This is a genomic window from Streptomyces glaucescens, assembly GCF_002154375.1.
GTDB classification, from domain to species: Bacteria; Actinomycetota; Actinomycetes; order Streptomycetales; family Streptomycetaceae; genus Streptomyces; species Streptomyces glaucescens.
Genome location: NZ_MUND01000058.1, coordinates 31,102 through 54,325, shown reverse-complemented (window position 1 = coordinate 54,325; position 23,224 = coordinate 31,102). Strand labels below are relative to the sequence as shown.

Genomic DNA, 23,224 nt, shown 5'->3' with positions numbered 1-23,224 from the left:
GATCTGGTTCGGGAAGTCGGACCGGCCCGTGGCGACGACGGCCGCGTACTTGTGCGCGACGTCCGGGTGCACCTCGGGGTTCGGGTTGGCCATGGCGAAGACGAACGCGCCCTCGGCCATGGAGGCGACGGCCTCCTCCGCGACCGTGCCGCCGGAGACGCCGATGAAGACGTCGGCGCCCGCGAGGGCGTCCTCCAGCGAGCCGCTGAGACCGGCCTTGTTCGTGAACCCGGCCAGCTGGCGCTTGACGTCCGTCAGGTCCTCCCGGTCCGCCGAGACGACGCCCTTGCGGTCGGCCACCGCGACATCGCCGATGCCGGCCTCGACCAGCATCTTGGCGATGGCGACACCGGCCGCGCCGGCGCCCGAGATGACGGCCCGCAGCTGCCCGATCTCCCGTCCGCTGAGCCGGGCCGCGTTCCGCAGCGCGGCCAGCGTGACGACGGCCGTGCCGTGCTGGTCGTCGTGGAAGATCGGGATGTCGAGCCGCTCCTGGAGCCGGCGCTCGATCTCGAAGCACCGGGGTGCCGAGATGTCCTCCAGGTTCACACCGCCGAAGGAGGGGGCGAGCCGCACCACGGTCTCGACGATCTCGTCGACGTCGGTGCAGGCCAGCGCGATCGGCACCGCGTCGACGCCGCCGAACTGCTTGAAGAGGATGGCCTTGCCTTCCATCACGGGAAGGGAGGCTTCGGGTCCGATGTCGCCGAGGCCGAGCACGGCCGTACCGTCCGTCACGACGGCCACGACCGACGACTTCCAGGTGTAGTCGTGCACGAGGTCCGGCTGCTCGGCGATCGCGGTGCACACTTTCGCGACGCCGGGCGTGTACGCCAGGCTCAGGTCGTCCTTGTCCCGGACCGGCACGGTGGCCTGCACGGCCATCTTGCCGCCGCGGTGCAGCGCGAAGGCCGGGTCGAAGGAATCGAGGGGCTCCGCACCGCCCTCCTGATCCGTATGAGTCTCGCTGCGAGGATTGACGATCTCCGCTGCCACTTCGTTTTACCCCTTAAGTGTTCATTGATTTGAGGGTTTGGTTCCACTCCTGGTGAGGGGTGGGCGGGCACCGCGAGGACCCCGTGACGGATGCGTCGGGCTCCTACGCGACGGGCGCGCCGCACACGCGCCCTGCCCCGGATGAGGGGTGTAAAGAACCTTCTTACCGGACAGAGGGCATCGCCGACGAGTCCATAACACGAAGGTCACATGCCGGTGCCGCGACTCATGGATGAATATGGGGACAAGGGCTCGACAAACCCTTGACAAACGATCGACAACCGGCATAGCGCAGGTTTCGAACATCCACATCGTGAGACGAGCTGAAGATCTTCCGGCCGGAGGGAGGGATTCCCGCAGAAGGTGCGGCCGTGTTGTCCGGAGTGATGCGGTTCGGGGGTCACCCGTTATCCGATTTTGACATGGCGAGTCCCCTGAATGGCTCAGTCCGAATGGCAAGATGCCGTAATCACACGAGGTCGCGACACCCGAAGGTGTGTGTTCTCGTCGACCCATCGGCAACTCCACCCATCCGCCGGAGGAACCCAAAATGACCGCAAGCTCCACCCGTCGTCCGACCGCCGCGCGTTCCCGGCTAGCCGCGGTCGGCTCGATCGCGGTCGCAGGCGCCCTGCTGCTCACCGGCTGCGGCGACCAGACGGACAAGGCCGGCGGCTCGGGCAGCACGGACACCGCGACGAGGACCGTGGAGGCGCCGCTGGCCGACCGGCTCCCCCAGGAGATCCGCGACAAGGGCGCCATCAAGGTCGGTTCGGACATCGCGTACGCGCCCGTCGAGTTCAAGGACGCCTCCGGCAACACGGTCGGCATCGACCCGGACATCGCCGCCGCCATGGGCAAGCAGCTCGGTGTCGAGTTCCAGTTCGAGAACGGCACCTTCGACTCCCTGATCACCGGTCTGCGCTCGGGTCGCTACGACATCGCCATGTCCGCGATGACCGACACCAAGGACCGCCAGGAGGGCATCGACTCCGACACCGGCAAGAAGGTCGGCGAGGGCGTCGACTTCGTCGACTACTTCACCGCGGGTGTCTCGATCTACACCAAGAAGGGTGACGACCAGGGCATCAAGGCCTGGTCCGACCTGTGCGGCAAGAAGGTCGTGGTGCAGCGGGGCACGGTCTCCGAGGACCTGGCCAAGGCCGAGGCGAAGAAGTGCCCGAAGAACAAGAAGCTCTCCATCGAGGCCTTCGACAACGACCAGCAGGCCCAGACCCGCCTGCGCGGCGGCGGCGCGGACGCCGGCTCCTCGGACTTCCCGGTCGCCGCGTACGCCGTGAAGACCTCCGGCGGCGGCAAGGACTTCCAGCTGGTCGGCGAGCAGGTGGAAGCGGCGCCGTACGGCATCGCGGTCGCCAAGAACGACGCCCAGCTGCGGGACGCGCTGAAGGCCGCCCTGGACGCGATCATCGCCAATGGCGAGTACGGCAAGATCCTCGACAAGTGGGGCGTCGCCGAGGGCGCCGTCGAGGAAGCCGTCATCAACGGCGGCAAGTGACGGCGTGACCACCGCACTGCGGGCACTGAAAGGCAACACCCGTGACTGTTGACATCGACAAGACGACGGGGCCGGCCGACACGCCCCCGGCCGGACCGGAGGCCATCAAGGCCATCCCGGTCCGGCACTACGGGCGGTACGTCTCCGCCGTCGTCGCGCTCGCGCTGTTCGGCGCGGTCGTGTACGCGTTCTCCCAGGGCAAGATCAACTGGGACGCGATCCCCGACTACTTCTTCGACGACCGTGTCCTCGAAGGCGTCGGCAAGACGCTTCTGCTGACCGTCCTGTCCATGGCGATCGGCATCGTCGGCGGCATCCTGCTCGCCGTCATGCGGCTCTCCCGCAACCCGGTGACTTCGACCATCGCGTGGTTCTACATCTGGTTCTTCCGCGGTACGCCGGTCCTGGTGCAGCTCGTCGTCTGGTTCAACCTGGGCCTGGTCTTCGAGTACATCAACCTCGGTCCGGTGTACAAGGACGAGTGGTCGGACTTCATGACCCCGTTCCTGACCGTGCTGCTCGGCCTCGGCCTCAACGAGGCCGCGTACATGGCGGAGATCTGCCGCGCCGGTCTGCTCGCGGTCGACGAGGGCCAGACCGAGGCGGCGCACGCCCTGGGCATGAGCCACTCCAAGACCCTGCGGCGGATCGTGATCCCGCAGGCGATGCGGGTGATCGTGCCGCCGACGGGCAACGAGGTCATCAACATGCTGAAGACGACCTCGCTGGTCTCGGTCGTCCAGTACTCCGAGTTGTTCCGCGTCGCCCAGGACATCGGCCAGACCTCCGGCGCCCCAGCCGAGATGCTGTTCCTCGCCGCGGCCTGGTACCTGCTGCTGACCTCGGTGTTCAGCGTCGGCCAGTACTACCTGGAGCGCTACTACGCCCGCGGTTCCTCCCGCCAGCTGCCGCCGACGCCGTGGCAGAAGGTACGGGCCAACATGTTGTCCCTTGGCCGCCCGAAGGGGGGCATGGCATGACCGAGAAGCTCAGCAAGACGGACGCGCCCGTGAAGCAGGCCGCCGTCCCCATGGTCAAGGCCGAGGGCGTCCACAAGAGCTACGGCTCGGTCGAGGTCCTCAAGGGCATCGACCTGGAGGTCAAGCAGGGTGAGGTGTTCTGCCTCATCGGCCCCTCCGGCTCCGGCAAGTCGACCTTCCTGCGGTGCATCAACCACCTGGAGAAGATCAACGCCGGCCGGCTGTACGTCGACGGCGAGCTGGTCGGCTACCGCCAGAAGGGCGACAAGCTGTACGAGCTGAAGGACAGCGAGGTCGCCCTCAAGCGCCGGGACATCGGCATGGTCTTCCAGCGCTTCAACCTGTTCCCGCACATGACGGCCGTGGACAACGTCATGGAGGCCCCGATCCAGGTCAGGGGCAAGGGCAGGGCGGAGGCCAAGGAGCGCGCGATGGCGCTCCTGGAGCGCGTGGGCCTCGGCGACAAGGCCGGGAACTACCCCTCGCAGCTCTCCGGCGGCCAGCAGCAGCGCGTGGCGATCGCCCGCGCGCTGGCCATGGACCCGAAGCTGATGCTGTTCGACGAGCCGACCTCGGCGCTCGACCCGGAGCTGGTCGGTGACGTCCTCGACGTCATGCGCGACCTGGCCGAGTCCGGCATGACGATGGTCGTCGTCACGCACGAGATGGGCTTCGCCCGCGAGGTCGGCGACAGCCTGGTCTTCATGGACGGCGGTGTGGTGGTCGAGTCCGGCAACCCGCGCGACGTCCTGACCGACCCGCAGCACGAGCGGACGAAGGCGTTCCTGTCCAAGGTGCTGTAAGCGTCACGTACGAGGAGGGGCGGTACGGAGCACCCGTGCCGCCCCTCCTCGCGTACGGGTCACTTGAGGGCGAGCAGCAGGGTGTCGGAGGGCGAGCACCACACCGGGCGGGCCTCGGCGAAGCCCTTCTCGCGCAGGACACGGGCGTGCCAGGCGACGGGCGGCGTCTCGCCGTCGGCGTGCTCGCCGTAGATCTCGAAGCGGCGGGCGGTGGGCCCGGCGAGCACCGGGTCCTCGGCGGCCAGCTGCCACCACTCGGCCCAGTCCAGCACGCCGCCCTGCTTGGCCTGATCCATCCGGGCGTGGCGCAGGGCGCGCTCCGCGGCGTTGATCCGGGGCGTGCCGTCGTCGATCATGTGGTCCGCGTTCATGAAGACACCGCCGTCGCGGACCAGCCCCGCGACCTGACCGTAGAGGGCCGCGAGGGGTTCGCTGTGCAGCCAGTGCAGGGCGGTCGCGGTGAGGACGGCGTCGTAGGAGTCGTACGGCAGCCCGGCAGGCCAGTCCGGGTCCTTGAGGTCGGCGGTGACCAGGGTGACCCGGTCGTCGCCCGCGAAGGTGCCCTCGGCGATGGTGAGCAGGGCCGGGTCGAGGTCGACGCCGGTGCTGGTGGCCTCGGGGAAGCGGGCGAGGAGCCGGGCGGTGATGGTGCCGGTGCCGCAGGCGAGGTCGAGGACGCGGGGTGCGCGGCCGACGAGCGCCTCGACCATGTCCAGCATGATCCGGAACCGCTCCTCGCGGTCGGGCATGTACCACTCCTGCTGGCGGTCCCAGCTGTCCTGCCAGGCCTGCCAGTCGGTGCCGGTGGCCGCGGTGGTGTCCGTGGTGCCCGTCTCCGTCATCGTCGCCCTCCCTGACGTACGCGTACGTAATACCCTGGAAGCACGATCGTCTGTTACCCGACCGCAAGCACGACCTTAGAGCGCCCGCGTAAGGACTACAAGTGGAACTGGCCTATTACTCGGACTACGCCGTACGTCTCGTCAACAGCGAGGAGCCGGCCCGGGGCAAGGACTCGCTGACGTCCGTCGAGGCCGTCCGCGGCCTCTTCGTGGAGAACCAGTCGGCCGCCCGGCGCGCCACCGAGGCGGACGTCACCCGCTTCCGCTCGGTCCGGGCCCGGCTGCGCGCGGTCTTCGAGGCGGCGAACGACGGCGACGAGACCCTGGCGGTGGACCTGCTGAACTCGCTGCTCCTCGAGTTCCCGGTGAGCCCGCAGATCTCCGGCCACGACTTCCGGGACGAGGACGGCCGCCCCCTGTGGCACATGCACCTCGCCGACCACCCGTCGAACGCGACCGCCGGCTACGCGGCCATCGCGGCGATGGGCCTGGCCTTCCACCTCACCGAGTACGGCGTGGACCGCCTCGGCCTGTGCGAGGCGGCGCCGTGCCGCAACGCCTACCTCGACACCTCCACCAACCGCTCCCGGCGCTACTGCTCCGACCGCTGCGCCACCCGGGCGAACGTGGCCGCCTACCGCGCCCGCAAGCGCCTGGAGGCCGACCGGTCGCAGAAGACCGGCCTGGCCGCCGACAGCGCCCAGCGCAGCACCGCCAGCGGCGAGCGCTGATCCGGCTTGCGCGGCCGGTACCGGAAGCGGACCCGGCCCAGCACCAGCTCCTGCGGGACGGTGCCGTAGTCGGTGCTGTCGCCGCCCGCGTACGCGTTGTCGCCGAGCACCCACCAGCCGCCGTCGCGGCGCTCCGCGGCCCGCTTCACCACCAGCAGGTCCTGCTGGAACGGATGGCGCAGGACCACCACGTCACCGGGCCGTACCCGGGCACCGTAGTGCACCACCAGCCGGTCCCCGTGCAGCAGCGTGGGCACCATGGACGGCCCGGTCACCTCGGCCAGCCCGAAGGGCGCCACCGCCCCTTCGCGCTCGGTCCCTCGCGACGGCTCCCGCATACCCGGCACCTCCCCGGTTCGATCCTCCACCAGTCTCAGTCTCACCCCGGACTTTTGTCCTAAGCCCAAGGGGGCACTCGCGAAAACCCGTCCCGCAGGGAGTAATGTCCCACCTGAGAAGACGATCACGAGGAAGGAACGCTCCATGCTTTCCCGCCTGTTTGCCCCCAAGGTCAAGGTCAGCGCGCACTGCGACCTGCCCTGCGGTGTGTACGACCCGGCCCAGGCCCGCATCGAGGCCGAGTCGGTGAAGGCCGTCCAGGAGAAGATGGCCGCCAACGACGACCCGCACTTCCAGGCGCGTGCCACGGTCATCAAGGAGCAGCGCGCGGAGCTCGCCAAGCACCACGTCTCGGTGCTCTGGAGCGACTACTTCAAGCCCCCGCACTTCGAGAAGTACCCGGAGCTGCACCAGCTGGTCAACGACACCCTGAAGGCCCTCTCGGCCGCCAAGGCGTCCACCGACCCGGCGACCGGCCAGAAGGCGCTGGACTACATCGCCCAGATCGACAAGATCTTCTGGGAGACCAAGAAGGCCTGACCCAAGGGCCCCGCTCTCGACCCGCGATCGGTGCACCATCGCAGGTCACCGGGCATGCCAGGGGGCCGGTCGGAACACCGACCGGCCCCCTTCGGTGTTCGCTAGCATCGAACGGCAGGGACGAACCGGCGTCCGGACGGGGGACTTCACGCGTGACCGCCTTGAACGACGGTGTCGGCGGAGCCGACGGTACGGGCGGAGCCGACGGCGTCGGCCGGCAGCCGCTGGACGCCGACCGGGTCAAGCACCTGGAGTTCATCCAGGCGACGATCGCCCGCCTTGGCACCAACTCGTTCCTGGTCAAAGGCTGGGCGCTCACGCTGGGCGCGGGCTTCCTCGCGCTGTCGGCCGGCCAGAAGAGCGGGACGGTGGCGGGCGCGGGGGTGGTGCCGCTGCTGTGCTTCTGGTTCCTCGACGCGCACTTCCTGCGCCAGGAACGGCTCTACCGGCGGCTCTACGACGCCGCACGCCGCCCTGACAGCACGGTCGAGGTGCTGTCCATGGACGTACGGCCGTTCCGCCCGGACGCACCGCTGTACCGCGCCGTCCTGTCCGACAGCCTCGGACTGTTCTACGGCGCGCTGGTCCTCACGGAACTGGCGCTCGTCATCGTCCTGAGCTGAGGCCTGCGGCTCTGAGCCGCTCGGCCAGCCCGTCCAGGGCAGCCTCGTCACGGGGCGCCTGGCGCGGTGGCCAGAAGTCCCCCATCGCATCGCCGGAGTGCCGCGGCAGCAGGTGGACATGGGTGTGGAAGACCGTCTGGGTGGCGGCCCGCCCGGCCGAGTTGATGACGTTCATGCCCTCCGGGGCGAGGACGGAGCGCAGTATCCCGCCCACCGTCAGCACGGCGTCCATCAGCCGCCCCACCTCCGCCCCGGTCATCTCCCACAGATCCGCCGAGTGCGCCCGCGGCACCACCAGGGTGTGTCCCCAGGTCGCCGGGGTCAGCGGGAAGAACGCGACCGTGTGGGCGTCCTCGTGGACGACCCGGGCACGGTCCGGGTCGGCGACGACGGCGCAGAAGGCGCAGGGTTCCATCGGGAGTCCTCTCCTCGGATCGCGCGGGATATTCGCGGGGCCCGCGCGGTGCTTCCTTCTACGATCACGCGCATGACCATCCGCTGGACATACGCCTTCATCGACCGCCCCGCTCCCCTCCTGGGCCGGGCCCGCGACTTCTGGACGGCCGTCACGGACACCCGGATGTCCGCGCCCCGCGGCGAGCGCGGCGAGTTCGCCACGCTGTTGCCGGGCGGCGGGGCGGACGCCTGTGTGAAGCTCCAGGGGGTGGAATCCGGGGATGGCGGGGCCCATCTCGACCTCGCCGTGGAGGACGTCCGGCGGTTCGTCGACGGCGCGCTGCGGCTGGGCGCGCGGACGGTCGCCGACCACCAGGACTGGGCCGTGCTGCGGTCACCTGCCGGGCAGGCGTTCTGCGCCGTGCCCTGGGACGGGGAGGCGGTCCGGCCCCCCGTGGTGCGCGGCAGCCGTCTGGACCAGGTGTGCCTCGACGTCCCGCCGTCGCGCTACGCCACCGAGGTCGCCTTCTGGAGCGCGCTGCTGTCCGACTGGACGTCCCGGCCGGGATCGCTGCCGGAGTTCCATGCGGTGGTGCCGCCGGCCGGGCTGCCGGTGCGGGTGCTGCTGCAGCGCCTCGGTGACGAGCGGCCGGTCTCCGCCCACCTCGACCTCGCGTGCGCGGACGTCGAGGCGACCCGCGCGGACCACGAACGGCTCGGCGCGGTACCGGTGGCGGGGGGCGCCCACTGGACGGTGCTGCGCGACCCGGCGGGCGGCACCTACTGCCTGACGGGCCGGAACCCGGAGACCGGCGGCCTGCCGGCGGTCTAGGTGTGCTGTTCGGACAGGTTGGTGACGCGGCTGGCTCGACGCGGAGCGTCGGCGACCGACGACAACGCGGCCTGGGGGTGCCCCCTGCTCGCAGAGCTTGGGGGAGTGCGTGCCATGGGGGAGCGCGTGCCAGACCCCGCGACGCCGGGGTGATCCGAACGACAGGCCCTAACGGTCCGGGGTGGTCTGGATGTCGTCGGCGCCGTCCAGGAGGGGCCGGATCACCACCGGCAGGTCGGGGACTCCGTCCGGAGCGGGGCAGCGCGTGACGCGTTCGGCGATCTCCGTGACCCGCTCCAGGCTCGCGCAGTCCAGCACCCAGTAGCCGGCCGGCAGCACCTCCACCACGTCGTACGGATCGTCGACGATGACCGTACGGCCCTGCGCGCCCCGCGTGACCAGCCGGATGCGGGCGGGTTCGGCCAGGCCCTGGGCGTCGATCAGCTCACCGGTCTCGGCCAGCTCGGCGTTGATCGCCCCCATGTACGCGTACATGGACTTCAAGTCGTCCTCGGACCACACGGGGGCGTGCGGGGTGGCCCGGCCGCGCATGCCCTCGTAGTCCGCCTGGGTGCCCTGTACGACGACGAGGTACTTCATGGGCGCGCTCCTTGCTTCGGATACGGATTCAGCGCTGCGCCTCGGGGCTCTGTCCGGGACCTGGCCCTGGGCTCTCGTTCAGACCCCGGGCGGGACCGGCGTGCCCGGCGTGCCGCACCTCCCGGGTGGGCGGTGCCGGCCCGGCGGGGCGCCCGGGCCGCCCGGCGGCGGCTTCGGCGCCCCCCTGGGCACCGGCCGCGCACTGGGGGTTCCGGCACGGGCCCGCCACCCAGGTCGGCACCCATGCGCCCAGCGTCTTGTGCCGCCGGACGACCGTTTCGACGGGCTGCCCGCAGACCGGACAGGCGTGCTGTTCGCTGTCCATGCCCTCAGGGTAGGACGGCCGACGGCCGCGCGCCCGCCGCCGTACGCCCGTACCTCACCGCTTCCTGCTGTACGTCCGCACCACCATGCCGTTGTTCAGGCCGCGCACCGACTCCAGGGCGAACTCGGTGGCGGCGAAGCCCGAGCCGAACATCGGCATGCCCGAGCCGTACACGAGGGGGTACGTCTTGATGACGATCTCGTCGACCTCGTCGATCAGCTCACCGGCGATCTGCGCGCCGCCGCACAGGTAGATGCCGAGCGGGCTGTCCTCCGCCTTGAGCGCGCGGACCCTGCCCACCAGGTCGTCGGCGACGATCTCGACGTTCGGGTCCGGGGACTCGGTCAGGGTGCGCGAGGCGACGTACTCGCGCAGATGGGCGTACGGGCTGGTGATGCCCTCCTTCAGGGCCAGGTCGTAGCTGCCGCGGCCCTGGATGATGGTGTCGAACCGCTTGTTCGGCAGGTCGTCCATGCCGAACGCCCGGCGGCCAAGGGTCGGCATGGTCTCCGGATACTCCTCCTTGATGAAGGAGAGGAACTCCTCGTCGATGAAGCGGAACATCGTCGACGCGTCGCCCTCCGGGTCCCCGATGAACCCGTCGATCGAGCAGGCGATGAAGTACGTGAGCTTTCGCAAGCCGGCCTCTGTTCGTAGGCTGTGATGACCACTCCAGTTGTAGTACTCCGCCTGTAGTGGTTGCAAGGGTTTTTCCGAGTCGGGGACAAGTGGGAGAGGAAGTTCCGCATGGCCAGCAATCCGGAGCGCCGGGCCGCCCTCGTGGACGCCGGTATCGAGGTACTCGCCCGTGAGGGGGCACGCGGCCTCACGTTCCGCGCGGTGGACGCCGAGGCCGGAGTGCCGGTGGGCACCGCCTCCAACTACTTCGCCGGGCGCGACGATCTGCTGCGCCAGATCGACGCCCGGGTGCACGCCCGGCTGGCGCCCGACCCACAGGTGCTGGAAGGACTGATGCGAGCACCGAAGGACCGCGCCCTGGTCACCGCACTGATGCACGACCTGATCGGCCGGATCGCCCGAGACCGCACCGGCTATCTGGCCCTCCTGGAACTGCGCCTCGAAGCGACCCGCCGCCCCGCGCTGCGCGAGTCGTACACCAAGTCGGTGCGCTCCCAGCTGGAGTACGGCATGGAGTTCCACCGCGAGGCGGGGCTGCCGGGCGGCGACACGACGGTCGTCGTGCTCTACCTGGCCATGCTCGGGCTGATGGTCGAGCTGACCACGCTCCCCGGCGTACTGGACGGCGTGCTGGCGGGGGCATCCGTCCCGGACGGGCTGGTCGCCCGGATCGTGACGGCGGTGGTGCCGGAGGGATGACCCGGGATCAGCCGCGCGGCTCGCGCCACATCGGCCACATCGTGGGGCCGTCGGGCAGGGTCAGCACCCGGTCGGTCATCACGGTGAAGCCGAGCCGCTCGTACAGCCGGCGGCTGTCGGCGTTGCTCGCCTCCAGGTAGGCCGGCCGTCCCTCGCGGTCGCAGCCGTCGAGGACCGGCATCATGAGCGCGGTGCCGAGGCCCTCGCCCCGGCGGTCCGGCGTCACGCCGATCATCCACAGGTACTCATGGGCGCGGCCGGCGGGGTGGATCTCCCCGGTGAGCCGGCCGATCAGTTCCACGCGCTCGTTCGCCGGGTCGACGGCCGCCCGGACCTGGGCGGGGCCCTCGTCGTGCCCGGCGCCGGCCGGGTCGGCCGCGGGCACCGACAGCCAGAGCGCGCAGGCCGAGCCGTCCTCGGTGACGTCCACCCACCCCTCGGCGAGCACGATGTCGGTGAAGGCGGCCATGAGCTTGTGATGGGTGCGGGCGAGGTACGCGTCGCCGGGGAAGACCCAGCGGCTGACCGGGTCTTCCCGGAACGACTCGTCCAGCAGCCGGACGACCAGCTCCCGGTCGCTCTCCCCCGCCGTCCGGATGGCCACGCCCATGCCCGCCCCTTTGTCTCAACCTGCCCAGGTCGTACGGCCGTTGAGCGTAGCCGGTCGCGGGGCGGGGGACGGCGCGGGTCCCGCACACCGTGGGGAAGTGCGGGACCCATGGGCCGGAGCCCCCGGTCACCGTGCGGGGTCAGGAGCCGCGCGGTGCCGGGCGCCCCGGGGTCTAGGCGGTTCTGCGGGTGACGAACTCGGCGAGGGCGAGGAGTCCGCCCGCCGCCTCCGGATCCGGGATGGCGCGGGCCAGTTCCTGCATCGCCCGGGCCATGTGGTCGGCCGCCTGGACCTGGGCCCAGTCCCGGCCGCCCCCCCGTTCCACGGCGAGGACGATCGGCTCCAGGTCCTCGCCGTCATACGGCGCTCGGTACAGCTCGGCGAGTTCCGCCGCCGCAGGGGTGCCGGAGGCCAGCGCGGCGACCACCGGCAGGGACTTCTTGCGGGCCGCGAGATCCGCCCCGGCCGGCTTCCCTGTGCGGCTGGGGTCGCCCCAGATGCCGATGACGTCGTCGATCAGCTGGAAAGCGAGCCCGGCCTCCCGGCCGAACGCGTCCAGCGCCTCGACGTCCTCGGCGGCCGCCCCCGCGTACAGTCCGCCCAGCGCGCACGCGCAGCCCAGCAGCGCCCCGGTCTTGGCCTCGGCCATGCCCAGCACCTCGTCCAGGGCGACCTCGGCGGGGGCACGCCGCTCCAGCGCGGTGTCCACGTGCTGGCCCTCGCAGAGTTCGACCACACAGGCCGCGAGCCGGGCCGCCGCGGGCGCCGACGCCGGGTGCGGGTCCTCGGCGAGCAGCCGCAGGGCGAGGGCCTGGAGTGCGTCACCGGCGAGAATCGCGTCGGCGTCGCCGAACACCGTCCACGCGGTGGGACGGTGCCGGCGGGTGGTGTCCCGATCCATCACGTCGTCGTGCAGCAGCGTGAAGTTGTGCACCAGCTCCACCGCCACGGCAGCCCGCACGGCCGCCGCGTGGGCAGCGGGGCCACCGAGCGCGGCCGCCGCGGTGAGGACGAGGGCGGGCCGGATCGCCTTGCCCGCGTTGCCCGTTGCCGGGGTGCCGTCAGCGTGCTCCCAGCCGAAGTGGTAGCGCGCGATCCGGCGCATCGCACCCGGCAAGGAGTCCACGGCCGCGCGCAGCTGGGGATCGACCGACGCCCGGGCGCTCTCCAGGATCACCGCAGCCTCGTCGCCGGTGGACCGGCCCGGCCGGCTGTCCGTGCCGGTGTCCGTGCCCGAACCGGTATCGCCCGTATCGGTGTCCGTGCCCGTATCGGTGTCCGGGTCCGACTCGGTGACCGTGCCCGACTCGGTGACCGGGTCCGACTCGGTGTCCGTGCCCGACTCGGCGACCGGGTCCGACTCGGCGACCGGGTCCGGGTCCGGGTCCGTCGCGATGGAAATCCGCCTTTCGCGCGTGTCGATGTCCCGGTGCGAAGCCGCAGGGCGCGGACCGGTGACGCCGCCGCGCGTCCCGGCGCGGCGCGGCTCGGCCTGCGTCATGGACTCGGTCACAGGATCCCCCTCGCGGGCCGCGCGGACGGTGGCGTGTCCGCTCCGGACAGGCGCGTACCCGGGAGATCTACCCGCCCGACGGCGCGGGGACACGGACGCACGGCCAGGAAGGTCACTGCCAGCGGCCGATCTCGACGTTCTCCAGGACACCGAGGGCGTCCGGGACGAGGACGGCCGCCGAGTAGTACGCCGTCACCAGGTACTTGATGATCGCCTGCTCGTTGATGCCCATGAACCGTACCGACAGGCTCGGCTCGATCTCGTCCGGGATGCCGGACTGCCGCAGTCCGATGACTCCCTGGTCGGCCTCGCCGAGACGCATCGCGATGATCGAGGTGGTGCGCGCCTCGGTGACCGGGATCTTGTTGCACGGGTAGATCGGCACACCCCGCCAGGTGGGGATGCGGTTGCCGCCGATGTCGATCGTCTCCGGCACCAGGCCCCGCTTGTTCAGTTCGCGCCCGAACGCGGCGATGGCGCGCGGGTGCGCGAGGAACATCTTGGTGCCGCGCCGTCGGCTGAGCAGCTCGTCCATGTCGTCGGGGCTGGGCACTCCGTCGTGCGGCTGGATCCGCTGGTCGTACTCGCAGTTGTGGAGCAGGCCGAACTCCCGGTTGTTGACGAGCTCATGCTCCTGGCGCTCCTTCAGCGCCTCCACGGTGAGCCGGAGCTGCTGCTCGGTCTGGTTCATCGGCTGGTTGTAGAGGTCCGCCACGCGCGAGTGGATGCGCAGCACGGTCTGGGCGATGCTCAGTTCGTACTCGCGGGGCCGGGCCTCGTAGTCGACGAAGGTGTGCGGGATGTCCGGCTCACCGGTGTGACCGGCCTCCAGGTCGATCTCCTTCTCGCCGTACTTGTTGGTGCGCTGCCGGGGCAGCGAGCGCAGCTGCTCCAGGTGGCCGCGGAGGGATTCGGAGCGCTCGGCGACCTGCTCGAAGTGCTGCCGGGACAGCACGAGGACGGTGCACGGAGTGATCGCGCGGGCCGTGTACTCCCAGATGCCGTCCCCGCCGAGCAGCGCCTGATCGCCCAGGTAGGAGCCGTCGGCCTGGACGCCCAGGCTCTCGTCCTCGCCGTAAGGGCCGGTACCGACCTTCTCCACCCGGCCGTGCGCGAGGAGATAGACCGCGTCGGTCTGGCTGCCGAAGGAGGCGATCACCTCGCCCGCGGAGAACTCCCGCTGCTCGCAGCGCCGGGCCAGCTCGGTCAGCACCTCCTCGTCCTGGTACGACCGCAGCGCGGGCAGTTCGCCGAGCTCCGCGGGGATGACCTCGACACGGTCACCGGTCTTCACGAAGGTGATGCGCCCGTCGCCCACTGCGAAGGTCAGCCGTCGGTTCACCCGGTACGTACCGCCTTGTACGTCCACCCAGGGCAGATTGCGCAGCAGCCAGCGGGAGCTGATCTCCTGCATCTGTGGGACGGACTTGGTGGTGGTGGCCAGGTTTCGCGCGGCAGCGGTCCCGAGGCTCTGCTGAGGCCTGCCCTGCTCCGTGCGGACCTCTTCGCCTACCGACATAGAAGATTTACCCCTCCCGGTCATGCCTGGCAGCGATCTGCGCCGGGCACCGATCTCGCGACCAACCCTTCCATCACCCAACGTGCTCGTGCTATTACCCGAAAGAGCGGGAATGGATCAACGCGCGCCGGGGCACACATAGGGACCTTCGACGGGTTCGTTTCGGGGCGTAGCCGGAAGCCGACTGTCCGGATCGGCTCGCACGCTGTGCGAATGGATGGTTCCGCGTCATCGCGCTTCGGTAGAAGCAGCGGTACGGGAGGTCGCGGCGCGCGGCCGCCCCGCACCAGCGAAAGGGGCGCGCATGGCCTCACCCATGTCCGCGGACCGGTTCCTCGACGTCCTGCGGACGGAAGGCGTCACGGTCGTCGAAGTCGGCGACTGGCGGCATCACAACCGCGATCACAAGGGCCCGTGGGGGCCCGTCCACGGTGTGATGCTGCACCACACGGTCACCCGGGGCAGCGAACACACCGTGGAGCTGTGCCGGCAGGGCCACGCGGACCTGCCGGGGCCGCTGTGCCACGGCGTCATCACCAAGGACGGCACCGTCCATCTCGTCGGCCACGGCCGGGCCAACCACGCCGGGATGGGCGACGACGAGGTCCTGCGCGCGGTGATCGCGGAGAAGGCGCTGCCGCGCGAGAACGAGGCGAACACGGACGGGAACCGCCACTTCTACGGCTTCGAGTGCGAGAACCTCGGCGACGGCGAGGACCCCTGGCCCAACGCCCAGCTGGAGGCCGTCGAGCGGGCCGCCGCCGCGATCTGCCGCCACCACGGGTGGACGGAGCGGTCGGTCATCGGGCACAAGGAGTGGCAGCCCGGGAAGGTCGATCCGCGCGGTTTCACCATGGAGTCGATGCGCGAGCGGATCCGCGCCCGGCTGAAGTGAGACCGCCGGGACGGGGGCCACGGGCAGGGTGACAATGGTGCGGTGACCAGCCACGACACCCTCGCCGCCCTGCACCCGCGGCTGCCCTCCCCCGTGCAGGAGGTGCGGGACGACCGGTTCGCCCGGCTCGGTGTGCGGCTGCTGCTCAAGCGGGACGACCTCATCCACCCCGACCTGATCGGCAACAAGTGGCGCAAGCTCGCGCCCAATCTGGCGGCGGCGGACGGCCGGCCGATCGTCACCTTCGGCGGCGCGTACTCCAACCACCTGCGCGCCACCGCTGCCGCGGGCCGCCTGCTCGGCATCCCCACGATCGGCGTCGTCCGGGGCGACGAACTGGCCGACCGCCCCCTCAACCCCTCCCTCGCCCGGTGCGCGGCCGACGGCATGCGGCTGCACTTCGTCGACAGATCGACGTATCGCCACAAGACGAATCCGGCCACTCTCGCGCGTGTGCTGCGCGCGGCCGGCGCCGAGGAGGCCTGTGTCGTTCCCGAGGGCGGCAGCAACGCCCTCGCGGTCCGCGGCTGCCGGGCCCTCGGCGAGGAACTGCGCGGGCGGGCCGACGTGGTGGCGGTCGCCTGCGGCACCGGGGGCACGCTGGCCGGACTGGCGGCGGGCCTGGCACCGGGACAGCGGGCGCTGGGGATCCCCGTGCTCAAAGGGGGCTTCCTCGGCGACGAGATACGGACGTTGCAGGAGCGGACGTTCGGCGGGCCGCAGGGCGACTGGCGGCTCGACGAGCGGTTCCACTTCGGGGGGTACGCCCGGACCACGCCCGGACTCCACCGGTTCGCCGACGACTTCGAGAGACGGCACGGGACAGGCGTGGAGCGTCTCTATGTCGCCAAGATGCTGTACGGCCTTGTCGCGCTGGCGGACGAGGGCGCGTTCGCGCCGGGGACGGTGGTGGCCGCCGTGATCACCGGCGCGCCTCAGCCGTGACCTCTGGCCGTCTCGGCCTTCGGCTGGTTCAGGCCGTCCCGGTCTTCGGCTGGTCCGGCTTCGCCGGCGCGGCCGCCGCTGTCGCAGCCGCGGCGGTCCCCGGGTACGGCGGCGGGCTGCTCGACTGGCGCGGCGCGGCGGGCCCGCCCGGGAACGGTGGCGGGCTGCTCGGCCGTACGCCTCCGCCGACCGCCGCCAGCAGGGCCGCGACGGCGTCCTTCTCGTCCAGCCCGTGGAGGTCCATGCGGACCCGGGTGGCGAGCATCGGGGGGATGTCGCGGTTGGTGAGCGGTTCGATGGCGAGCGGGATGATGCGGTCGCGGCGTGCGATCACGGCGGACCATTCCTCGCCGGTCCACCGGCCGGGCTCGAAGTAGGACTTGGAGAACAGCGCCACGACCGCGTCGGCCTGCACCAGCCCCTCGTCCATCCGCTGCACGAAGTCGTCGCCGGTGCGCCAGTCCCACACGTCGAGCGTGACCCGGTGGCCGGCCTGCTCCAGGTGGTACCCCACCCACTCGGCCCAGGAGCGGTCCACGCCCGCGTAACTGATGAAGTACCGCTGTGTGGTGCCGCTCACCGCGCCCCTCCGAGTCGCCAAGTCCCGCTCGTGCCCCGCGTGTCCGCGCTTCCCAGGTGTTCCACGATCGCCGCGGCTGCGCAGTTCCCGCGTCGCGGGGCCAATGATCCCCCTGCGCCCCGATCGGCGCACGGGTCGGCGCTCATCACGTGGCCTCCCGGTACGCCGCCGCCTCCTCCAGGTCCAGCCGGCGCAGCAGGGTCCGCAGCATCTCGTCGTCGATGTAGCGCAGGTCGCGCAGCTTGACGAACACCTCGCGCTCGGCGCCGATCATCTCCCGCGCGAGCCGGCGGTAGGTGTCGTCGGCGGTCTCCCCGGTGATCGGGTTGGGCTGGCCGAGGCGTTCCCACACCGCGTTGCGGCGGCGTTCCAGGACGGTGCGCAGCCGGTCGGCGAGCGGCTGCGGGAGGGCGTTGCGCTCGTCGGCGAGGAGTGCGTCGAGGCGCTGCTCGGCGGCGCGGGAGGCCTGCGCCTGGGCGTTGGCCTCGGCCAGGGTCTCGGCCTGCGGGTCGCGGCCGGGCAGGCGCAGCAGGCGGATGAGCGGCGGCAGGGTGAGGCCCTGGACGACGAGGGTGCCGATGACGGTGGTGAAGGTCAGGAAGAGGATGAGGTTGCGGCCGGGGAAGTCCTCGCCGTGCACCGTCATCGGGATGGAGAAGGCGATGGCCAGGGAGACCACGCCGCGCATCCCGGCCCAGGAGATGATGAACGCCCCCTTCCAGGTGGGGTTGTCCTCACGTTTGCGGATCCGCGGGGACAGCGCCCGGGGCAGGAACGTCGCCGGGTAGACCCAGACGAATCGCGCGACGACCACCACGACGAAGACGGCGACCGCGTACCAGGCGGCGTCGACGCCCTCGTAGTCCCCGAGGCCGCGCAGCACCACCGGCAGCTGGAGTCCGATGAGCGCGAACACCGACGACTCCAGGACGAAGGCGACCATCTTCCACACCGCCTCCTCCTGGAGCCGGGTCGCGAAGTCGACCTCCCACGCGCGGTGGCCGAGATAGAGGGCGACGACCACGACCGCGAGGACTCCGGAGGCGTGCACCTCCTCGGCGACGGCGTACGCCGCGAACGGGATCAGCAGGGAGAGCGTGTTCTGCAGCAGCGCCTCCTTGAGGCGGGTGCGCAGCCAGTGGATCGGCACCATCAGCAGCAGTCCGATGCCGATGCCGCCGACCGCCGCGAGCAGGAAGTCGCCGACCCCCTCGGCCCAGGTGGCGCCCTCGCCGACGGCCGCGGCGAGGGCCACGCGGTAGGCGGTGATCGCGGTGGCGTCGTTCACCAGGGACTCGCCCTGGAGGATGGTGGTGATCCGGGAGGGCAGCCCCACCCGGCGGGCGATCGCCGTGGCGGCGACCGCGTCCGGCGGTGCCACGACGGCACCCAGGACCAGCGCGGCGGTCAGCGGCAGCCCGGGCACGATCAGATAGGCGGCCCAGCCGACGGCCACGGTGGCGAAGAGGACGTAGCCCACCGAGAGCAGGGCCACCGGCCGCAGTTGGGCGCGCAGATCGAGGTACGAGCTGTCGGTGGCCGCGGTGTGCAGCAGCGGGGGCAGCAGCAGCGGCAGGACGATGTGCGGGTCGAGGGCGAACTCGGGGACGCCCGGAACGGACGACACCGCCAGTCCGGCCGCGACCAGCAGCAGCGGTGCCGGCACCGGCGTGCGGCGGCCGGCCGCGGCGATCACGGCGCTCCCGGCCACCAGCAACAGCAGGGGCATCACGTCCATGGCTCTCGCCCGCCTTCGTTTTCCGCGCGGTCATCCGCACACCCGTCGTAATCTGGCAATCATGAAACAGTGCACGCATGCCGACGCGCTGCCGCACCCGGAACCTTCCGCGCTGAGCGAGACCTGTCCGGAGTGCCTGGCGGCCGGTACGCATCCGGTGCAGCTGCGGCTGTGCCTCACCTGCGGTCACGTCGGCTGCTGCGACTCCTCGCCGGGACGGCACGCCACGGAGCACCACGAAAAGTCCGGCCACCCGGTGATGCGAACGTTCGAACCGGGTGAGAATTGGCGTTGGTGCTTCGTCGACCACGTGCTGGTGTGATCCGTTCGTGACCCCGGCTCCGGAGGCTCGGATCCGGACGGTTCGAGCGTCTGACGCCGGGGTACGTCAACCCGGCGCCCCCTGTTCCGAATTGGGTCCGCCCACCCTCTAGCCACTGTGCGTGTTCATGTGTTTACTATGAGTGACAGCAGGGGGTTGGGGTCCCGGGGACAGGAAAATCGAGAGCGCGGTAGCGTCACCGCTGAACCACACATCGCGTTACCCCCGGGGGGCGACCCTCGGCCCCGTTGAGCTTGTACCACCTTGGAGGTGAGGGTGTCCCAGATCGCAGGCGAGCCCGCGACCCAGGACTTCGTCGAAGTCCGGCTGCCGGCTGCGGGTGCCTACCTGTCGGTGCTGCGGACGGCCACGGCCGGCCTCGCGGCCCGTTTGGACTTCACCCTGGACGAGATCGAGGACCTGCGCATCGCGGTGGACGAGGCCTGCGCGATCCTGCTTCAGCAGGCCGTGCCCGGCTCGGTGCTCAGCTGTGTCTTCCGGCTCGTCGACGACTCGCTGGAGGTCACCGTCTCCGCGCCCACCACGGACGGTCACGCCCCTTCGCGCGACACCTTCGCCTGGACCGTGCTGTCCGCACTGGCGGGCAAGGTCTCCTCCGCCGTGGACGACGACAAGACCGTTTCGATCAGCCTCTACAAACAGCGCGGCGCGGGACCCGGGCCGGCGTGAGGAACGGGGACGGGCCGGTGCGGGACGAAGAGCGCGGCACACGGGAGCTGCCGGCCGAGGGCACGGTCCGGCCGGCCGGACCGGACGGTTCGGCGGGTGCGGGCGGTCCGGCGGGTGCGGGCGGCCCGAGCGGTTCCCGACGCATGGCGGACGGCATCGACGGCATCCCCGAGCAGGCCCGGCCGCATCCGGAGGAGGACTCCCCTCGGACGGACTTCCCCGGCGACGGGCAGCGGGATCAGGACAGTGCCGTGCAGGGCGCGCCTCTGGAGCGGCGGAACGGGGGCTCCCCTGTCCGGGCCGAGGCGCGGGCTCGGGGAAGGGCGACGGGCGGGACGATGAGCGAGCACGAGCGAAATTCCGAGGACGACGCGGTGGCCGCGCGGGGCGCGTCTCCCGCGCACCACGACCCTCAGGACCGCAGCGGGGCACGTGCCCTGTTCGTCGAGCTGCGCTCGCTGCCGCAGGGCAGCCCGGAGTACGCGGAGCTGCGCAACCGGCTAGTCCGGATGCATCTGCCGCTGGTGGAGCACCTCGCGCGCCGCTTCCGCAACCGGGGCGAGCCGCTGGACGACCTGACCCAGGTCGCCACCATCGGTCTGATCAAGTCGGTCGACCGCTTCGACCCGGACCGCGGCGTGGAGTTCTCGACCTACGCGACCCCGACGGTCGTCGGCGAGATCAAGCGGCACTTCCGCGACAAGGGCTGGGCGGTGCGGGTGCCGCGCCGGCTGCAGGAGCTGCGCCTCTCCCTGACCACGGCCACGGCGGAGCTGTCGCAGCTGCACGGCCGCTCCCCCACGGTGCACGAGCTGGCGGAGAAGCTGGCGATCTCGGAGGAGGAGGTCCTGGAGGGCCTGGAGTCCGCCAACGCGTACTCCACGCTGTCCCTGGACGTCCCCGACACCGACGACGAGTCCCCGGCGGTCGCGGACACGCTGGGCGCGGAGGACGAGGCACTGGAGGGCGTCGAGTACCGCGAATCGCTCAAGCCGCTCCTGGAGGACCTGCCCCCGCGCGAGAAGCGCATCCTTCTGCTGCGGTTCTTCGGCAACATGACCCAGTCGCAGATCGCGCAGGAGGTCGGCATCTCGCAGATGCACGTCTCCCGGCTGCTGGCGCGCACGCTGGCGCAGCTGCGGGAGAAGCTGCTGGTGGAGGAGTAGCCGGGGGCCGGTTACTTCTCGGCGTTGCCGGGCCCGCGGATGCCGAGGGCCCGGGTCGTCTCGGCGTTGATCAGCAGCACGAGCGCGGCGACGGCGACGACGGCCAGCGCGATTCCGGCCGGGATGGACATGCTGTCGGCCTGGAGCAGGTTGTACGCCACGGGCAGCGCCATGATCTGGGTGATGATCGCGGGTCCGCGGCTCCAGCTGCGCCGGGCCAGCAGACCCCGGGCCGCGAGCAGCGGCAGCAGCGCGAGCACGATCAGGGTCACACCGCCGGTGACGGCCTGCTGACGGTCGTCCGGCTCGCCGGTCAGCCCGAGGACGAGCATCCAGACGCCGCCGACCACCAGCGCCAGGCCCTCCAGCCCGGCCAGGGCCGCCGCGGCGGTCAGCCGGACGGGACGCGGGCCCGCTTGATCGGCGGTCTCAGGGCTGGGGTTCTGCGCAGAGCTCACCCTTGCAGGGTAGCGGCCGGGGCGGAGCCCCCGTGGGCGAGGTGCGGCGCTCCGCGCGGTGGAAGGCGGAGCACCGTGGCGCAGGCGGACCCGGGCGCGCATGGGGCCGGGCAGGCGCCTTTACTCCCCTCGCGCCCTCGTGTCGAGGTTCACGCCGGGAACTCTCACGTGATCCCCACTCCGGTCTGGGCCAAGTACCCCCCAGTAGGTACGCTGCCATCCATGCGTGCACTTCTCGTGGTCAATCCGGCGGCAACCACCACAAGCGCACGTACGCGCGATGTCCTGATCCACGCGCTCGCGAGCGAGATGAAGCTCGAGGCGGTCACCACCGAGTACCGCGGTCACGCACGTGACCTCGGCCGGCACGCGGCGCAGAGCGAGGACATCGAACTGGTCGTGGCCCTCGGCGGCGACGGCACGGTCAACGAGGTCGTCAACGGCCTGCTGCACGCCGGCCCCGACCCCGACCGGCTGCCCGGCCTGGCCGTGGTTCCCGGCGGCTCCACCAATGTCTTCGCCCGCGCACTGGGCCTGCCCAATGACGCCGTGGAGGCGACCGGCGCCCTGCTGGACGCGCTGCGCGAGGGCCGGGAGCGCACGGTCGGACTGGGACTGACCTCCGGGACCCCGGGCTCCGAGGACGAGTCCGTCCCGTCGCGCTGGTTCACCTTCAACGCGGGACTGGGCTTCGACGCGGGTGTGGTCGGCCGGGTCGAGCAGCAGCGCGAACGCGGCAAGAAGTCGACGCACGCCCTCTACGTCCGCCAGGTGGTGCGCCAGCTCCTCGGCGAGCCGCATCGCCGGCACGGCACGATCTCCCTGGAGCGGGGCGGCGAGGAACTGGCGACGGATCTGGTGCTGTCCATAGTTTCGAACACCGCCCCGTGGACGTTCCTCGGCAATCGCCCCATGTATGCGTCACCTAAGGCATCGTTCGACACGGGCCTCGACGTATTCGGTCTCAGCCGCCTGTCCACGGCCTCGGTTGCCCGGTATGGCACCCAGTTGCTCACTTCGTCCCCCGAGCGGGGACCCCGGGGCAGGCACGCCGTGTCCCTGCACGACCTGACCGAGTTCACCTTGCATTCGAAGGTGCCCCTGCCCCTCCAGATGGACGGTGACCACCTGGGGCTGCGTACGAGCGTGACGTTCACAGGCGTACGCCGTGCACTGCGTGTGATTGTGTGAGCAGAAGGGGCTAAAGTCCTTTCACTCGAACGTTTAGGCCAGGATCCACCCCATGGAAGTACGGCTGTGACCTAGTCGACACCGAGGAATCAAAAAAAACTTTCCGGAAGGGGTTGTATCCGCCGCTGAGGTTTGCGAGTCTCTACGTGGCGATCGGGACGGCCCGCAGGAACGGCCCCCACAGATCACCGGAACCCCTCCTCAAACCAAGGACCACGCCAGAGAACCTGGCAGTCGGCCCTTCACTTGTTGAGGGATTCGTGAAAGCGTTCACATTCACAAGCAACCCTGCACGTAATACCAAGGAGAGGTAGCAGCCATGGACTGGCGTCACAACGCCGTTTGCCGCGAGGAAGACCCCGAGCTCTTCTTCCCCATCGGCAACACCGGTCCTGCGCTGCTGCAGATCGAGGAAGCCAAGGCCGTCTGCCGTCGCTGCCCGGTGATCGAGCAGTGTCTGCAGTGGGCGCTCGAGTCCGGCCAGGACTCCGGCGTCTGGGGTGGTCTCAGCGAGGACGAGCGCCGCGCGATGAAGCGCCGCGCCGCCCGCAACCGGGCCCGTCAGGCCTCCGCCTGACACACCCACCCCGCTGACAGCCTGAGCTTGGCGGCGCGTACAGCGAGTACGCAACTCCCGCCCCCGAGCACGCAGCGCGCAGTACCCCGATGCGCTTAGCAAACGAGCAGAGCAGCAGCGAGCACTAGCCTCGGACCCGCCAAGGTCCGGGGCTCT

The 23,224-nt window shown here is 70.9% G+C and carries 28 protein-coding genes; 15 read left to right on the top strand and 13 right to left on the bottom strand.

Translation table 11 applies throughout. The features are described from left to right. A partial coding sequence (locus tag CCN42_RS04835; RefSeq protein ID WP_086733213.1) for an NAD(P)-dependent malic enzyme occupies nucleotides 1-996 on the bottom strand: 996 nt, incomplete at its 3' end. A gap of 550 nt (nucleotides 997-1,546) precedes the next feature. Between CCN42_RS04835 and CCN42_RS04825 the strand changes: the two genes are divergently transcribed. From CCN42_RS04825 to CCN42_RS04815, 3 genes are read left to right on the top strand one after another with little or no spacing between them, the layout of a single operon-like run. Next, nucleotides 1,547-2,515 (top strand): ABC transporter substrate-binding protein, encoded by a 969-nt coding sequence (locus CCN42_RS04825; RefSeq protein ID WP_086168715.1) that lies wholly within the window; start codon nucleotides 1,547-1,549, stop codon nucleotides 2,513-2,515. Between the two features lie 41 nt (nucleotides 2,516-2,556). Then, nucleotides 2,557-3,495, top strand: coding sequence for an amino acid ABC transporter permease (locus CCN42_RS04820; RefSeq protein ID WP_086168714.1), 939 nt, complete (start codon nucleotides 2,557-2,559; stop codon nucleotides 3,493-3,495). Then, nucleotides 3,492-4,298 carry an amino acid ABC transporter ATP-binding protein gene (locus CCN42_RS04815; protein ID WP_281259467.1) on the top strand — a complete coding sequence of 269 codons (807 nt, stop codon included), beginning with the start codon at nucleotides 3,492-3,494 and terminating at the stop codon, nucleotides 4,296-4,298. The genes CCN42_RS04820 and CCN42_RS04815 overlap by 4 nt, the downstream gene beginning before the upstream one ends. 59 nt (nucleotides 4,299-4,357) lie before the next feature. Here CCN42_RS04815 and CCN42_RS04810 read toward each other — a convergent pair whose 3' ends face one another. Continuing rightward, nucleotides 4,358-5,140, bottom strand: a complete 783-nt coding sequence (locus CCN42_RS04810) for a class I SAM-dependent methyltransferase (RefSeq protein ID WP_086733212.1) — start codon at nucleotides 5,138-5,140, stop codon at nucleotides 4,358-4,360. 101 nt (nucleotides 5,141-5,241) lie between these two features. Here CCN42_RS04810 and CCN42_RS04805 point away from each other — a divergent pair, with 101 nt between their 5' ends. Next, nucleotides 5,242-5,871 carry a CGNR zinc finger domain-containing protein gene (locus tag CCN42_RS04805; RefSeq protein WP_086168712.1) on the top strand — a complete coding sequence of 210 codons (630 nt, stop codon included), beginning with the start codon at nucleotides 5,242-5,244 and terminating at the stop codon, nucleotides 5,869-5,871. Here CCN42_RS04805 and sodX read toward each other — a convergent pair. After that, entirely contained in the window at nucleotides 5,775-6,209 is a 435-nt protein-coding gene (sodX, locus tag CCN42_RS04800) for a nickel-type superoxide dismutase maturation protease (RefSeq protein WP_086733211.1), read from the bottom strand. The genes CCN42_RS04805 and sodX overlap by 97 nt on opposite strands. A 145-nt stretch (nucleotides 6,210-6,354) precedes the next feature. On the opposite strand from sodX, the gene sodN reads away from it, so the two are divergent. Next, entirely contained in the window at nucleotides 6,355-6,750 is a 396-nt protein-coding gene (gene sodN, locus CCN42_RS04795; RefSeq protein WP_020136639.1) for a superoxide dismutase, Ni, read from the top strand. A 152-nt stretch (nucleotides 6,751-6,902) separates the two neighbouring features. Beyond that, nucleotides 6,903-7,373 (top strand): hypothetical protein, encoded by a 471-nt coding sequence (locus CCN42_RS04790; RefSeq protein ID WP_245877149.1) that lies wholly within the window; start codon nucleotides 6,903-6,905, stop codon nucleotides 7,371-7,373. On the opposite strand, the gene CCN42_RS04785 is transcribed toward CCN42_RS04790, so the two are convergent. After that, nucleotides 7,357-7,788: an HIT family protein gene (locus CCN42_RS04785; RefSeq protein WP_086733210.1), complete on the bottom strand. Its 432-nt coding sequence runs from the start codon at nucleotides 7,786-7,788 to the stop codon at nucleotides 7,357-7,359. The genes CCN42_RS04790 and CCN42_RS04785 overlap by 17 nt on opposite strands. Nucleotides 7,789-7,860: 72 nt before the next feature. On the opposite strand from CCN42_RS04785, the gene CCN42_RS04780 reads away from it, so the two are divergent. Beyond that, nucleotides 7,861-8,601 carry a VOC family protein gene (locus CCN42_RS04780; RefSeq protein WP_086733209.1) on the top strand — a complete coding sequence of 247 codons (741 nt, stop codon included), beginning with the start codon at nucleotides 7,861-7,863 and terminating at the stop codon, nucleotides 8,599-8,601. A 168-nt stretch (nucleotides 8,602-8,769) separates the two neighbouring features. Here the strand turns inward: CCN42_RS04780 and CCN42_RS04775 are convergent, their stop codons facing one another. The 3 genes from CCN42_RS04775 to CCN42_RS04765 are packed head-to-tail and all read right to left on the bottom strand — an operon-like array spanning nucleotide 8,770 to nucleotide 10,165. Then, nucleotides 8,770-9,201 carry a YciI family protein gene (locus CCN42_RS04775; protein WP_086733208.1) on the bottom strand — a complete coding sequence of 144 codons (432 nt, stop codon included), beginning with the start codon at nucleotides 9,199-9,201 and terminating at the stop codon, nucleotides 8,770-8,772. Nucleotides 9,202-9,229: 28 nt separating this feature from the next. Continuing rightward, entirely contained in the window at nucleotides 9,230-9,526 is a 297-nt protein-coding gene (locus CCN42_RS43660) for a hypothetical protein (protein WP_086733207.1), read from the bottom strand. A 54-nt stretch (nucleotides 9,527-9,580) separates the two neighbouring features. Next, nucleotides 9,581-10,165, bottom strand: a complete 585-nt coding sequence (locus tag CCN42_RS04765; RefSeq protein ID WP_086733206.1) for a dihydrofolate reductase family protein — start codon at nucleotides 10,163-10,165, stop codon at nucleotides 9,581-9,583. A gap of 108 nt (nucleotides 10,166-10,273) precedes the next feature. Here CCN42_RS04765 and CCN42_RS04760 point away from each other — a divergent pair, with 108 nt between their 5' ends. Continuing rightward, on the top strand, nucleotides 10,274-10,864 hold the full coding sequence (locus CCN42_RS04760; protein WP_086733205.1) for a TetR/AcrR family transcriptional regulator: 591 nt from the start codon (nucleotides 10,274-10,276) through the stop codon (nucleotides 10,862-10,864). Between the two features lie 7 nt (nucleotides 10,865-10,871). Here the strand turns inward: CCN42_RS04760 and CCN42_RS04755 are convergent, their stop codons facing one another. The 3 genes from CCN42_RS04755 to CCN42_RS04745 all read right to left on the bottom strand — a co-directional run bounded on the left by CCN42_RS04755 (nucleotide 10,872) and on the right by CCN42_RS04745 (nucleotide 14,506). Continuing rightward, nucleotides 10,872-11,474: a GNAT family N-acetyltransferase gene (locus CCN42_RS04755; protein ID WP_086733204.1), complete on the bottom strand. Its 603-nt coding sequence runs from the start codon at nucleotides 11,472-11,474 to the stop codon at nucleotides 10,872-10,874. A 172-nt stretch (nucleotides 11,475-11,646) separates the two neighbouring features. Beyond that, the gene (locus tag CCN42_RS04750) at nucleotides 11,647-12,987 is read right to left on the bottom strand and encodes a family 2 encapsulin nanocompartment cargo protein polyprenyl transferase (protein ID WP_245877148.1); all 1,341 of its coding nucleotides are present in this window, start codon (nucleotides 12,985-12,987) and stop codon (nucleotides 11,647-11,649) included. A gap of 112 nt (nucleotides 12,988-13,099) precedes the next feature. After that, nucleotides 13,100-14,506 (bottom strand): family 2B encapsulin nanocompartment shell protein, encoded by a 1,407-nt coding sequence (locus CCN42_RS04745; RefSeq protein WP_086733203.1) that lies wholly within the window; start codon nucleotides 14,504-14,506, stop codon nucleotides 13,100-13,102. 304 nt (nucleotides 14,507-14,810) lie between these two features. Between CCN42_RS04745 and CCN42_RS04740 the strand changes: the two genes are divergently transcribed. Then, entirely contained in the window at nucleotides 14,811-15,401 is a 591-nt protein-coding gene (locus tag CCN42_RS04740; RefSeq protein WP_086733202.1) for an N-acetylmuramoyl-L-alanine amidase, read from the top strand. Between the two features lie 42 nt (nucleotides 15,402-15,443). Continuing rightward, on the top strand, nucleotides 15,444-16,346 hold the full coding sequence (locus CCN42_RS04735) for a 1-aminocyclopropane-1-carboxylate deaminase/D-cysteine desulfhydrase (RefSeq protein ID WP_086733201.1): 903 nt from the start codon (nucleotides 15,444-15,446) through the stop codon (nucleotides 16,344-16,346). Between the two features lie 28 nt (nucleotides 16,347-16,374). On the opposite strand, the gene CCN42_RS04730 is transcribed toward CCN42_RS04735, so the two are convergent. Further along, nucleotides 16,375-16,926 carry a toll/interleukin-1 receptor domain-containing protein gene (locus tag CCN42_RS04730; protein ID WP_086733200.1) on the bottom strand — a complete coding sequence of 184 codons (552 nt, stop codon included), beginning with the start codon at nucleotides 16,924-16,926 and terminating at the stop codon, nucleotides 16,375-16,377. 145 nt (nucleotides 16,927-17,071) lie between these two features. Beyond that, the gene (locus CCN42_RS04725; protein WP_086733199.1) at nucleotides 17,072-18,664 is read right to left on the bottom strand and encodes a Na+/H+ antiporter; all 1,593 of its coding nucleotides are present in this window, start codon (nucleotides 18,662-18,664) and stop codon (nucleotides 17,072-17,074) included. Nucleotides 18,665-18,725: 61 nt separating this feature from the next. Between CCN42_RS04725 and CCN42_RS04720 the strand changes: the two genes are divergently transcribed. The 3 genes from CCN42_RS04720 (at nucleotide 18,726) to CCN42_RS04710 (ending at nucleotide 20,842) form a co-directional block, all read left to right on the top strand. Beyond that, nucleotides 18,726-18,986: a UBP-type zinc finger domain-containing protein gene (locus tag CCN42_RS04720; protein ID WP_086168698.1), complete on the top strand. Its 261-nt coding sequence runs from the start codon at nucleotides 18,726-18,728 to the stop codon at nucleotides 18,984-18,986. A gap of 276 nt (nucleotides 18,987-19,262) precedes the next feature. Then, complete coding sequence (locus tag CCN42_RS04715) at nucleotides 19,263-19,676, top strand: ATP-binding protein (RefSeq protein ID WP_015657891.1); 414 nt, start codon at nucleotides 19,263-19,265, stop codon at nucleotides 19,674-19,676. Between the two features lie 17 nt (nucleotides 19,677-19,693). Then, nucleotides 19,694-20,842 carry an RNA polymerase sigma factor SigF gene (locus tag CCN42_RS04710; RefSeq protein ID WP_169731403.1) on the top strand — a complete coding sequence of 383 codons (1,149 nt, stop codon included), beginning with the start codon at nucleotides 19,694-19,696 and terminating at the stop codon, nucleotides 20,840-20,842. A gap of 11 nt (nucleotides 20,843-20,853) precedes the next feature. Here CCN42_RS04710 and CCN42_RS04705 read toward each other — a convergent pair whose 3' ends face one another. Next, on the bottom strand, nucleotides 20,854-21,300 hold the full coding sequence (locus CCN42_RS04705) for a hypothetical protein (RefSeq protein ID WP_086168696.1): 447 nt from the start codon (nucleotides 21,298-21,300) through the stop codon (nucleotides 20,854-20,856). Nucleotides 21,301-21,522: 222 nt separating this feature from the next. On the opposite strand from CCN42_RS04705, the gene CCN42_RS04700 reads away from it, so the two are divergent. Together CCN42_RS04700 and CCN42_RS04695 are read left to right on the top strand one after the other, a co-directional pair. Beyond that, a complete protein-coding gene (locus tag CCN42_RS04700) occupies nucleotides 21,523-22,491 on the top strand; it encodes a diacylglycerol/lipid kinase family protein (RefSeq protein ID WP_086733197.1) in 969 nt (322 codons plus the stop codon). A 319-nt stretch (nucleotides 22,492-22,810) separates the two neighbouring features. Then, nucleotides 22,811-23,068 (top strand): WhiB family transcriptional regulator, encoded by a 258-nt coding sequence (locus tag CCN42_RS04695; RefSeq protein ID WP_003992873.1) that lies wholly within the window; start codon nucleotides 22,811-22,813, stop codon nucleotides 23,066-23,068. The last annotated feature ends 156 nt before the right edge of the window (nucleotides 23,069-23,224 follow it).